The sequence below is a fragment of the Enterobacter sp. MGH 24 genome (assembly GCF_000493015.1).
GTDB lineage: Bacteria > Pseudomonadota > Gammaproteobacteria > Enterobacterales > Enterobacteriaceae > Enterobacter.
Genome location: NZ_KI535657.1, coordinates 4,013,826 through 4,025,203 on the forward strand (window position 1 = coordinate 4,013,826; position 11,378 = coordinate 4,025,203).

Genomic DNA, 11,378 nt, shown 5'->3' on the forward strand with positions numbered 1-11,378 from the left:
CCGCTCAATGGCTACGAAAATAGAACATTATGTTTCAGGACAACCCGCTGCTAGCGCAGCTTAAACAGCAACTGCATTCCCAGACGCCGCGTGCAGAAGGGGTCGTAAAAGCCACGGAAAAGGGCTTTGGCTTCCTTGAAGTTGACGCGCAGAAAAGCTACTTCATTCCGCCACCGCAGATGAAGAAAGCGATGCATGGCGATCGCGTCATGGCCGTCATTCATACCGAGAAGGACCGAGAGTCTGCCGAGCCGGAAGAACTGATCGAGCCGTTCCTGACCCGTTTTGTGGGTAAGGTGCAGAGAAAAGACGATCGTCTTGCTATCGTGCCGGATCATCCCCTGCTGAAAGATGCCATTCCCTGCCGCGCCGCCCGTGGCGTTGAGCATGATTTTAAAGAAGGTGACTGGGCCGTAGCAGAAATGCGCCGTCATCCTCTGAAAGGCGATCGCGGTTTTTATGCCGAGTTGACCCAGTTCATCACCTTCGGCGCCGATCATTTCGTGCCATGGTGGGTCACGCTGGCACGCCACAATCTTGAAAAAGAAGCGCCGAACGGCGTAGCGACTGAGATGCAGGACGAAGGTTTGACGCGTCGCGATCTCACCGCACTGGAGTTTGTCACCATCGACAGCGCCAGCACAGAAGATATGGATGACGCGCTGTACGCGGAAGAGAGCGCCGATGGCAAACTGCATCTGACCGTCGCCATTGCCGATCCCACCGCCTGGATTGCCGAAGGCAGCAAGCTGGATGACGCGGCGAAAATCCGTGCCTTCACCAACTACCTGCCGGGCTTCAACATTCCGATGCTGCCGCGCGAATTGTCAGACGATCTCTGCTCGCTGCGTCCGAATGAAGTGCGCCCGGTTCTTGCCTGCCGCATGACCATCGCCGCAGATGGCGCGATTGAAGACGATATCGAGTTCTTTGCCGCCACCATCGAGTCGAAAGCCAAGCTGGCCTACGATAACGTCTCCGACTGGCTGGAAAATACCGGTAGCTGGAAACCTGAATCGGACGCCATTGCCGCGCAAATCCGTCTGCTGCATCGCATCTGCCTGAACCGCGGCGAGTGGCGTAAAACCCATGCGCTGGTGTTCAAAGACCGCCCGGATTATCGCTTTGTTCTGGGTGAGAAAGGCGAAGTGCTGGACATCGTGGCCGAACCGCGACGCATTGCGAACCGCATCGTTGAAGAGGCGATGATTTCCGCCAACATCTGTGCCGCACGCGTGCTGCGCGACAAGCTGGGCTTTGGCATTTACAACGTCCACACCGGATTTGATCCGGCGAATACCGAAGCGCTGGCGGCCCTGCTGAAGAACCACGATGTGCACGTTGACCCGGAAGAAGTGCTGACGCTGCCGGGCTTCTGCAAGCTTCGCCGCGAACTGGACGCGCAGCCGTCGGGCTTCCTGGACAGCCGCATTCGTCGCTTCCAGTCCTTCGCGGAAATCAGCACCGAACCGGGCCCGCACTTTGGTCTTGGTCTCGACGCTTATGCCACCTGGACGTCGCCGATCCGTAAGTATGGCGATATGGTTAACCACCGTCTGCTGAAAGCGATTATTAAAGGTGAAACCATTGCCCGTCCTCAGGAAGACACCACGCTCCAGATGGCCGATCGCCGCCGTCTTAACCGCATGGCGGAACGTGACGTTGGTGACTGGCTGTACGCACGCTTCCTGCAGGATAAAGCCGGTACGGATACCCGTTTCGCCGCTGAGATCATCGATATCAGCCGTGGGGGGATGCGCGTGCGCCTGGTCGATAACGGTGCTGTCGCGTTTATACCTGCGCCGTTCCTGCATGCGGTTCGCGACGAAATGGTCTGTAGTCAGGAAAACGGTACCGTGCAAATTAAAGGTGAAACAGTTTACAAAGTCACCGACGTGATTGACGTTACTATCGCCGAAGTTCGCATGGAAACCCGCAGCATTATCGCGCGTCCTGTCGCCTGATAACCGCTTCAATTGTCGGTCTTTTCCTTTTCGGAAAGGCCGACAATTTTTCTTTTTATCCCCGCCACAAAATCATTATTTTTCCTTACTATTTTCAGTATCCCTTCGCCCAAAAGCGCCATAATTATCTACAGTAAAAGAGTGTTGTTATATTCGGTTACGTGAATTTATATACGCTCAGTATCCTTTTTAACCTGACTCGTTTTATTATAAGAAAACAGGGAAAAAACAACAGGTTCACTTCGGTTTTGCCGCTGTTTCTCAACGGAAAAGTCGACTGCAAATGAATAATTTGTGCGCTAATGAAAAGCTGCGGGAGAAAACATGATGGACGATCTGGAGCAGAATTTGCTGTTTCGCTACATGGGGACTCACAGCCCGTGGTGGCGCTTGTCAGCTGACAGCAACGCACTGCACCTTTCCACCAGCGAAAATACCGATGTCACTCAGGTCGTGGCGCTGGACGATGAACAGGCCGATCTCATCCGTCATTTAACCGTTATTACCTCCAGCATTTCCATGATGCTCTCCCTGTACGGTGAAGATGTCCCGGTTCATCTTGTGGGCCGTAAGATTACCCGTAACGAGTGGGCAGGCACCGCTTCCGCCTGGAACGATACGCCCTCCGTGGCGCGCGATCTGGCACAGGGGCTCTCTTTCGCGGAACAGGTTGTCTCGGAGGCCAACTCCGTCATTGTTATTCTCGATCAGCACGGCAATATTCAGCGTTTTAACCGGCTTAGCGAAGAGTACACCGGCCTGAAAGAGCAAGAAGTGATTGGCCAGAACGTATTTAAGCTGTTTATGAGCCGCAGCGAAGCGGCAGCCTCAAAGCGCAATATTACCGGTTTTTTTCGCAACGGCAGCTCCTACGAAGTCGAACGCTGGATCAAAACGCGTAAAGGGCAGCGGCTGTTTCTGTTCAGAAACAAATTCGTGCACAGCGGCAGCGGTAAAAATGAAATTTTCCTTATCTGTTCCGGGACCGATATTACCGAGGAGCGCCGCGCTCAGGAGCGACTGCGGGTGCTGGCCAATACCGATACCATCACCGGCTTGCCAAACCGCAATGCGATCCACGACCTGATTTCTGACGCCATCGACAACCGCGGCGACACGCAGGTGGGCGTGGTGTATCTCGATCTGGATAACTTTAAAAAGGTCAATGACGCTTACGGGCATATGTTTGGCGACCAGCTGTTACAGGCTGTCGCCCTCGCCATTTTGAGCTGTCTGGATGAGAATCAGGTGCTGGCGCGACTTGGCGGTGATGAGTTTATCGTCATGGCTATCAATACCTCTCAGGGCTCTCTGGAGGCGATGGCATCGCGCATTTTAACCCGCCTGCGCCAGCCGTTCCGAATTGGTCTGATTGAAATTTATACCGGTTGCTCACTGGGTATCGCCCTCGCCCCGCAGCACGGGAACGACAGGGAAAGCGTCATCCGTAACGCCGATACCGCCATGTACACCGCCAAGGAGAATGGCCGGGGCAAGTTCTGCGTCTTCTCCCCCGAGATGAACCAGCGCGTTTTTGAGTATCTTTGGCTGGATACCAACCTGCGTAAGGCCCTGGATAACGATCAGCTTTTGATCCACTATCAGCCGAAAATAACCTGGCGCGGGGAAGTCAGAAGCCTTGAAGCGCTGGTCCGCTGGCAATCACCAGAGCGCGGCCTGATCCCGCCGCTGGAGTTTATCTCTTATGCCGAGGAGTCGGGGTTGATTGTGCCCCTGGGCCGCTGGGTGATGCTCGACGTGGTTCGCCAGGTGGCGAAATGGCGCGATAAGGGAATAAACCTGCGCGTGGCGGTGAACGTCTCTGCACGCCAGCTGGCCGACCAGACCATCTTTAGCGACTTAAAGCAGGCGCTGAAGGATCTGAATTTTGAATACTGCCCGGTCGACGTGGAATTAACCGAAAGCTGTCTTATCGAGAACGAAGAGCTTGCGCTGTCCGTGATCCAGCAGTTCAGCCGACTCGGGGCGCAAATTCATCTGGATGATTTCGGCACCGGCTACTCTTCCCTTTCTCAACTGGCCCGCTTCCCTATCGACGCCATTAAACTCGATCAATCTTTTGTCAGGGATATTCATAAGCAGTCCATCTCCCAGTCTCTGGTGCGCGCTATCGTCGCGGTGGCGCAGGCGTTAAATCTGCAGGTGATTGCCGAAGGTGTGGAAAGTGCAAAAGAAGACGCCTTTCTCACCAAGAACGGCGTCAACGAACGGCAGGGTTTTCTGTTTGCTAAGCCGATGCCCGCTGCCGCATTCGAGCGATGGCTAAAACGATATCAAGCGCGAAATCAACGTTAACTGGCTTTACGCAAGCCCGCCGCATGATGGCGGTTTTGCAGCGTGACCAGACGCTCCATGTAAGCGATATCTTTCGGCTCCAGGCAGAAAGCGGCATCTACCCAGTCTTCCGTGATGTCCATCAGTTCACTGCGGGGCAATTGCAGAACGCGCGTACGGGCGCGCAGCATCGCCCTTACGCCATTCAGTTTTGGCCGCAGCGTATCGATGAAGGTTCGGGTGGAGACATAGCTTTGTCCGGGTTCAAACAGGACATCCACCAGCCCGTGCTGCTCGTACCATTCAGCCGTATGGGATTCCCCTTTATAGATCAGTTCCTCCGCCAGCTTCATGCCTGAACGGCGTGCAACCAGGGAATATCCCCCCATACCCGGAAACAGGTTGAAGGCAATCTCCGGGAAACCTAAGCGGGCATCACGCTGAGCCAGGACAAAATGGTGCGCCAGAGCGGCCTCAAACCCGCCCCCTAACGCACTGCCTTCGACCATGGCCAGAGAGATGGCCCCCGTGTCAAACCCCCGTGAGGCCGCATGGACGCAATCAACGCAGGCGCGAGCGTACGCCCGTAACGCCTCCCGACGTCCGTTCTGAATGCACTCGACGAAGAACTGTAAATCACCGCCCACATTATACATTTCGGGAACCAGCGATCCGGTTACCCAAAAATCAACCGCAAAACCAGACTGGCGAACCAGCCATGAAAAGTTCATGATCTCCTCGATTAATGCATGGTTAAAGCAAGGACGTGGTTGAGCCCGCAGCATCATCCACACCGTGTGACGCTCCGCCTCGTAATACCCTGACAGCTGCGTGAACCGTTCAGTATCGGTAAACAGTGTGCAGGTAGGCTGATTGATAACTGTCATAGTCTAATTCCTCTTATAAAAAAGCGCCTTGCGCGCAGTTTTAGACTAATCCACTCAATAGGCCCGCTGTATGAGGGGGAATAAATTTATCACTTACGTTTATGTAATTTAGTTATTGCATTTTTTCCCTTCTCTTTTGATCCTAATTTCTGCATCATTGAAAATATTAACTTTTCGCGCCTGGGGTGAGATTATGTCGACTATTGACGCACAAGCTGTAGCACAACGAATTGATACCGTGCTGGATATCCTGGTGGCGGGCGATTATCACTCTGCTATCCGTAATCTCGAGATCCTGAAGTCTGAACTTCTTGCTCAGAATGGTGCTGACAACGCGCCTGAAAACAGACAGCCAAAAGCGCCGTGGGAAGTTTAACCCCACCGTCTCCGACCTCGTTTCGCTTTATTAAATGGATGCTATGAATTCCCGACAACAACTCATTTTGCAGATGGTCATCGATCAGGGACGCGTAAGCGTAGTCGATCTCGCTAAAACCACCGGTGTGTCTGAAGTCACAATCCGTCAGGATCTTAATCTGCTGGAAAAACAGAGCTACCTGCGTCGCGCGCACGGATATGCTGTCCCGCTGGACAGCGATGACGTTGAGACGCGCATGATGAATAACTACGCGCTCAAACGTGAACTGGCGGAGTTTGCCGCGTCCCTGGTGAACAACGGTGAGACCGTCTTTATTGAAAACGGCAGCAGTAATGCCCTTCTGGCGCGCACGCTTGCCGATCAAAAGGACGTGACCATCATCACCGTCAGCAGCTATATCGCGCATTTGCTCAAAGAGACGCGCTGCGAGGTCATTCTGCTCGGCGGTATTTACCAGAAAAAAAGTGAAAGCATGGTAGGCCCGCTGACCCGTCAGTATGTCCAGCAGGTCCATTTCAGCAAGGCCTTTATCGGGATTGACGGCTGGCAGCCGGAGACAGGTTTTACCGGCCGGGATATGATGCGCTCTGACGTTGTGAATGCCGTGCTGGAAAAAGAGTGTGAAGCCATTGTGCTCACCGACAGCTCTAAGTTTGGCGCCGTTCACCCTTATACGATGGGCCCCGTTTCACGCTTTAGCCGCGTGATTACCGATGAACGGTTGAGCGACGCGCACCGTAATAAACTGGAAGATGACGGACTGATCGTCAATATTATTAAAACAACCGCCTGAGTCCCCTTCGCGCCCGAATATCGGGCGCATACGCCCTTCTTTCTCTGAGATGATTCCTGGTACTTCTTTAAGAGTTTTTACCTGTTTAACCTGCATTAAAGTCGTAAAATTAATGTTAGCGATATAACAGGAAGTGACTATCACCTGCGTGATTACGTAACGCCTGCGCGACCAGCTTTCACGGAGAACAGAATTAAGTATTCGATTCGTCTATACTTAACGTGTACATCTTTCCGTGAATCGATAATTCAGGAGAAAGTATTATGACCTTAACCAGCAAAAAATTAGCCGCCGCTGTTCTGGCAATCACTGTAGCAATGTCCCTGAGCGCGTGCTCTAACTGGTCTAAACGTGACCGTAACACCGCTATTGGTGCCGGTGCCGGTGCTCTCGGTGGTGCAGTATTAACGGATGGTAGTACGCTGGGTACATTAGGTGGCGCTGCTGTCGGTGGTATTATCGGTCACCAGGTTGGCAAATAATTATTATCTAAGCCTTCCCCGGTATTGCGATATTTGAACGCATTTCAGGTCTGACATACGCACGTATATAACACGAGCCACGGCATTTGCCGTGGCTCATTTATTTTAGCCGCCTGCGAGTTTGACTTTCATCCCTTTGGCTTCCAGCAGAGATTTTATTAAATCGCGCTTATCCCCCTGGATTTCAATAATGCCGTCTTTCACGGCACCGCCGCAGCCGCATTTCTTTTTCAACTCGGCCGCCAGCTTTGCCAGTTCCGCATCGTCCAAGTCAATGCCGGAGATAAGGCAAACCCCTTTCCCTTTTCGTCCACTGGTCTGGCGCTGGATCCGAACGATACCGTCGCCCTTGGGACGTTCCGCTTTCGCTTTCGGTTCATCTATACGCCCGCTATCGGTTGAATAGACCAGACGGCTGTTGGAATCGGTCATTACGCCCCCTTTTTCAGCGATGCGTTGATAGCCTTAAGCGTCTCTGCCGGGTTTGCAGACTGCGTCACCGGACGCCCGATGACCATGTAGTCAACGCCAGCAGCCAGCGCTTGCTCAGGCGTCATAATGCGGCGCTGATCGCCCACGTCGCTGCCTGCAGGGCGGATCCCCGGCGTGACCAGTTTAAAATCCTTGCCCAGTGCTGATTTGAAACGTACCGCTTCCTGCGCGGAGCAAACAACGCCATCCAGGCCGCAATGCTGCGTCAGCCGCGCAAGGCGTTCCGCGTGCTCGGCGGGTGACAACGTCACGCCCAGGTCGCGTAAATCATTTTCGTCCATACTGGTCAACACGGTGACCGCAATCAGCAACGGTGCATCTTTACCGAACGGCAGGAGCGCCTCACGGGCGGCCGTCATCATTCTTGCCCCACCCGATGCATGGACGTTGACCATCCATACGCCCAGCTCTGCGGCTGCGGCAACGGCGTGCGCCGTGGTATTCGGGATATCGTGGAATTTCAGGTCGAGGAAAACGTCAAAGCCGCGCTGCTGCAGATCGCGTACGATTTGCGGTCCAAACAGCGTGAACATCTCTTTGCCAACTTTCAGACGGCAGTCGCGAGGGTCAATGCCGTCGACAAACGCCAGTGCGGCGTCACGCTTATTGTAATCAAGCGCAACAACAACAGGAGAATCCGTAATTACGCGGGAAGTGGAGGATGTAACAGACGTCATGACCAGCCCTTTTCGTCTATGGGCGCACAGCGGCGCGGAACAGATAAACGGCCAGCATTCTACCTGCCGACGCCGCAAATTAACAGGATCCATTTACGCGCCTGCCAGGCCAGCAAACCGCACGATGTATGACATGTAGTAAAAGCCATTAGTATGTTGTAACTAAAGTGGAGTGTTTTAAAAAATTACTGCCCGTCCAGGCCACGAATTGGCTTGATGGTGGACCAGGCGCGGCAGGAAGGACAGTGCCAGTAGAGCGTATACGCGGTAAAACCACACTTCTGGCAGCGATAGCGCGGCTTGCTGCGCACCTGCTCGCCAACCATATCGCGCAGCACCATCAGGCTCTCTTTGGCGCGCCCCTCTTCAGCGTCGTTCAGATGGTAATCCATCAGCTTATGGAACACCCGCATGGTCGGATGACGCTGCAGCTGACGCGTAATATAAACCTGCGCGGTGTCACTTCCTTCATACTGCTCAACAACGTCTGAGAGCATCAGCTCAGCGGTGGCACCGGTATTTTCTTCCACGCAACGCCGCAGGAATGCTACCCACTCTTCCTGCTTGTCGAGCTGTTGATAGCAGGTTTGCAGCATTTCCAGCGTTTCACTGACCAGCTCTTTGTCCTGGTCGATAACCCGCAGCAGGCTTTCAACGGCTTTGGCGTAGTCGCCATTCGCCATAAAGACGCGCCCCATCATGATGGATATTCGCGCGCTGTTGCGGTCCGCGGCGGCGCCTTTCTTCAGCAGCGCCATGGCTTTATCCATGTCGTCGTTGCCCATCTGCTGAAGCGCAAGCTCACAGTAGAAATGGGCTATCTCAACGCGCTGCTTATCTTTACCCAGCTTCACCAGACGCTCAGCGGTATCAATGGCTTTCTGCCAGTCGCTGGTGGCCTGATAAATCTGCAGGAGCTGCTGCAGCGCGCCGATGCGGAAATCTGTTTCGTCCACCAGCTGCGCGAACATATCTTCAGCGCGATCGTACAAGCCCGCAGCCATGTAATCACGCCCCAGCTGTTGCACCGCAAGGAGACGTTGATCGTAGGTCAGCGAGGCGCTTTCCATCAGAGTCTGGTGAATACGAATGGCGCGATCGACCTCACCGCGCGAGCGGAACAGGTTACCCAGGGTGAGATGGGCTTCAACCGTCCCCGTATCCTCTTTCAGCATATCGAGGAACAGGTCTACCGCTTTGTCCTGCTGATTGCTCAGGAGGAAGTTCACGCCCGCAACGTAGTCGCGGGAGAGCCGGTTGGCCTCGTCCTGTTTTGTTTGTTGCGCACTTCTGCGGCCCATATACCAGCCATAGGCTGCGGCTACAGGCAAAAGCAGAAACAACAACTCCAGCATAGTCGATTATTCCTTCACGACCGGCACACCAGAGTTTTCCGGGATGTCAGACGCAGGGGCAATGTTATTTTCGAGTCGCTTAATTTTACGTTCAGCGCGCGCAAGAGAAACACGGACTTTAAGCCAGAACAGACCGCAAACCAGCCAGCCAATGGCAAAGCCAGCAGCAAATAAGACCGCCAGCAGGCTCGAGACGCGATACTCACCCTGAGCCAGCAGATAGTTAAACGTCACCTGCTGATCGTTTTGTGCACCCAACGTGACTGAAATGACAAAAATCGCCAATACCAGTAAGAAAATGAGTAAATATTTCACATTACTTCCCGTTATGTGGTTCAAGCGAATAAAGTGTGTTCAACTCACCGCAATCAGCCTTATAAACTACCATTTTAGCGACGAGCGCGAAACGGAAAAAGTGACGCGCAGGTCATGGATCTATGGGCAAAATGCGGAATATCAACCGTCAGGCGTCTGTTTCGTCCCTTTCGGCTATTTCTTCTTTCTCTTCTGGCGGTGGCGTTAGCGGGCCGCAGAATCGTTCAGTGAGCCAGGTCGCCAGCACGATCAGCAGCCATGAGATGAGCGTGGCGACGACCAGGTCCCGCGGCCAGTGCATCCCCAGCAGCAAGCGGCTGCCCATGACTCCCGTCGCCCAGACCAGTAATATCACGATAGTGATCGTACGACGCCTTGGCCAAAGCAGCCCAACCCCCAGCAACGCCCAGCTGGCCGCAAACATGGTATGACCTGAAGGAAACGCGAACCCGGTCTCTTTCTGCCAGTGTTTACGCAAGAATTTCGGGATATCCTGCTGTTCCGCAAGCTGTTCTTTCACCAGCGCGCCGCGATCTTTACGCTTTAAATTGTAGAACTCATCCACCGGAACATGGTGCGTTTTTTCCAGCCAGACGACAAAAGGACGCGGCTCCTGTACGCGATCTTTAACCCAGGACTTCACGCCCTGACCGACAAGGATAGCGCCACCGAGGATCGCAAAGAGCATCAGCGCCGCGCGCAGACGAAAGCGCAGGCACCACAGAAACCAGCCGCAGAGGATGACGTGGGTAATAATTCCCCACGGCTGGGTCACCGTTTCCGTTATCCAGTATAACGTTTTCAGCCACAGGGCGTTCTGCCCTGGCTGCCACATCCAGCCTGAAAGCCATACGGCCAGGGGCATAATCAGTAAAATGGCCGCGCCTGCTGCCGTACGTCTGCCGATTGAAAGCATGTCTTCTCCTTTTTCGCTAAGCGTCACAATCATAACTGAAATTAATCCTTTGGGTGGAGATGTCGGATCGTGCGTTTAACGTTCATATAGCATGGTGCCCATTAGGCGAACCTGCTGAGCTTGTGGCAAAATGAACTGATACAGAAAGCAAAACAGGGCAAAGACACGAAACGTGTCAGCCTACTCTGGAGAATCACATGCAGCTTAAACGTGTGGCAGAAGCCAAACTGCCAACCCCATGGGGCGATTTCCTGATGGTGGGTTTTGAAGAACTGGCAACCGGACAGGATCATGTCGCGCTGGTGTATGGCGACATTTCAGGGCAGACGCCGGTGTTGTCCCGCGTCCATTCAGAGTGTCTTACCGGCGACGCGCTGTTCAGCCTGCGCTGTGATTGTGGTTTCCAGCTGGAAGCCGCCCTGTCTCATATTGCAGAGGAAGGTCGCGGGGTGCTGCTTTATCACCGCCAGGAAGGTCGTAATATCGGTCTGCTGAATAAAATCCGCGCTTACGCGCTTCAGGACCAGGGCTACGATACGGTTGAAGCAAACCATCAGCTTGGCTTTGCTGCTGACGAACGTGATTTCACCTTGTGTGCAGATATGTTCAAGCTGCTGGGCGTGGACGAAGTTCGCCTGCTGACCAATAACCCGAAAAAAGTGGAGATCCTGACCGAAGCGGGGATCAACATCGTCGAGCGCGTACCGCTGATTGTCGGCCGTAACCCGAAAAACGCCCATTACCTTGATACCAAGGCCGCCAAAATGGGCCATCTGTTGAAAGAGTAATGCTAAAAAGCCCGGCACGCGTGCCGGGCTCGTTT

12 protein-coding genes are annotated in these 11,378 nt (G+C 53.8%); 6 read left to right on the top strand and 6 right to left on the bottom strand.

Features of this window, described 5'->3' with window-relative positions:
* Positions 1 to 29: 29 nt before the first annotated feature.
* Positions 30 to 1,964: an exoribonuclease II gene (locus L370_RS03165; protein ID WP_023335938.1), complete on the top strand. Its 1,935-nt coding sequence runs from the start codon at positions 30 to 32 to the stop codon at positions 1,962 to 1,964.
* Between the two features lie 324 nt (positions 1,965 to 2,288).
* Positions 2,289 to 4,280, top strand: coding sequence for a cyclic di-GMP phosphodiesterase (pdeR, locus tag L370_RS03160; RefSeq protein WP_023335939.1), 1,992 nt, complete (start codon positions 2,289 to 2,291; stop codon positions 4,278 to 4,280).
* Here pdeR and L370_RS03155 read toward each other — a convergent pair.
* Positions 4,277 to 5,146 (bottom strand): crotonase/enoyl-CoA hydratase family protein, encoded by an 870-nt coding sequence (locus tag L370_RS03155; RefSeq protein ID WP_023335940.1) that lies wholly within the window; start codon positions 5,144 to 5,146, stop codon positions 4,277 to 4,279. The genes pdeR and L370_RS03155 overlap by 4 nt on opposite strands.
* A 193-nt stretch (positions 5,147 to 5,339) precedes the next feature.
* Between L370_RS03155 and L370_RS0122160 the strand changes: the two genes are divergently transcribed.
* The 3 genes from L370_RS0122160 to osmB all read left to right on the top strand — a co-directional run bounded on the left by L370_RS0122160 (position 5,340) and on the right by osmB (position 6,800).
* Positions 5,340 to 5,522 carry a YciZ family protein gene (locus L370_RS0122160; RefSeq protein WP_024907126.1) on the top strand — a complete coding sequence of 61 codons (183 nt, stop codon included), beginning with the start codon at positions 5,340 to 5,342 and terminating at the stop codon, positions 5,520 to 5,522.
* 43 nt (positions 5,523 to 5,565) lie between these two features.
* Positions 5,566 to 6,318: a DNA-binding transcriptional regulator YciT gene (locus L370_RS03150; RefSeq protein ID WP_023312063.1), complete on the top strand. Its 753-nt coding sequence runs from the start codon at positions 5,566 to 5,568 to the stop codon at positions 6,316 to 6,318.
* 263 nt (positions 6,319 to 6,581) lie between these two features.
* Entirely contained in the window at positions 6,582 to 6,800 is a 219-nt protein-coding gene (gene osmB / locus L370_RS03145) for an osmotically-inducible lipoprotein OsmB (RefSeq protein WP_008501216.1), read from the top strand.
* 105 nt (positions 6,801 to 6,905) lie between these two features.
* Here osmB and yciH read toward each other — a convergent pair whose 3' ends face one another.
* The 5 genes from yciH to pgpB form a co-directional block, all read right to left on the bottom strand.
* A complete protein-coding gene (gene yciH, locus L370_RS03140; RefSeq protein ID WP_023335942.1) occupies positions 6,906 to 7,232 on the bottom strand; it encodes a stress response translation initiation inhibitor YciH in 327 nt (108 codons plus the stop codon).
* Positions 7,232 to 7,969, bottom strand: coding sequence for an orotidine-5'-phosphate decarboxylase (gene pyrF, locus L370_RS03135; protein ID WP_023335943.1), 738 nt, complete (start codon positions 7,967 to 7,969; stop codon positions 7,232 to 7,234). The genes yciH and pyrF overlap by 1 nt, the downstream gene beginning before the upstream one ends.
* Before the next feature lie 185 nt (positions 7,970 to 8,154).
* A complete protein-coding gene (gene lapB, locus L370_RS03130; protein WP_023335944.1) occupies positions 8,155 to 9,324 on the bottom strand; it encodes a lipopolysaccharide assembly protein LapB in 1,170 nt (389 codons plus the stop codon).
* Positions 9,325 to 9,330: 6 nt separating this feature from the next.
* The gene (locus tag L370_RS03125; RefSeq protein ID WP_023335945.1) at positions 9,331 to 9,639 is read right to left on the bottom strand and encodes a LapA family protein; all 309 of its coding nucleotides are present in this window, start codon (positions 9,637 to 9,639) and stop codon (positions 9,331 to 9,333) included.
* A gap of 148 nt (positions 9,640 to 9,787) precedes the next feature.
* Entirely contained in the window at positions 9,788 to 10,555 is a 768-nt protein-coding gene (gene pgpB / locus L370_RS03120; RefSeq protein WP_032666730.1) for a phosphatidylglycerophosphatase B, read from the bottom strand.
* A 197-nt stretch (positions 10,556 to 10,752) separates the two neighbouring features.
* Here pgpB and ribA point away from each other — a divergent pair, with 197 nt between their 5' ends.
* On the top strand, positions 10,753 to 11,343 hold the full coding sequence (gene ribA, locus L370_RS03115) for a GTP cyclohydrolase II (RefSeq protein ID WP_008501210.1): 591 nt from the start codon (positions 10,753 to 10,755) through the stop codon (positions 11,341 to 11,343).
* The last annotated feature ends 35 nt before the right edge of the window (positions 11,344 to 11,378 follow it).

Bases quoted from the DNA above. Each gene is read 5' to 3' on its own strand.
- pyrF (WP_023335943.1), bottom strand. From the start codon at position 7,969: ATGACGTCTGTTACATCCTCCACTTCCCGCGTAATTACGGATTCTCCT.
- osmB (WP_008501216.1), top strand. From the start codon at position 6,582: ATGACCTTAACCAGCAAAAAATTAGCCGCCGCTGTTCTGGCAATCACT.
- lapB (WP_023335944.1), bottom strand. From the start codon at position 9,324: ATGCTGGAGTTGTTGTTTCTGCTTTTGCCTGTAGCCGCAGCCTATGGC.
- L370_RS03155 (WP_023335940.1), bottom strand. From the start codon at position 5,146: ATGACAGTTATCAATCAGCCTACCTGCACACTGTTTACCGATACTGAA.
- yciH (WP_023335942.1), bottom strand. From the start codon at position 7,232: ATGACCGATTCCAACAGCCGTCTGGTCTATTCAACCGATAGCGGGCGT.
- L370_RS03150 (WP_023312063.1), top strand. From the start codon at position 5,566: ATGAATTCCCGACAACAACTCATTTTGCAGATGGTCATCGATCAGGGA.
- L370_RS03165 (WP_023335938.1), top strand. From the start codon at position 30: ATGTTTCAGGACAACCCGCTGCTAGCGCAGCTTAAACAGCAACTGCAT.
- pgpB (WP_032666730.1), bottom strand. From the start codon at position 10,555: ATGCTTTCAATCGGCAGACGTACGGCAGCAGGCGCGGCCATTTTACTG.
- ribA (WP_008501210.1), top strand. From the start codon at position 10,753: ATGCAGCTTAAACGTGTGGCAGAAGCCAAACTGCCAACCCCATGGGGC.
- L370_RS0122160 (WP_024907126.1), top strand. From the start codon at position 5,340: ATGTCGACTATTGACGCACAAGCTGTAGCACAACGAATTGATACCGTG.
- pdeR (WP_023335939.1), top strand. From the start codon at position 2,289: ATGATGGACGATCTGGAGCAGAATTTGCTGTTTCGCTACATGGGGACT.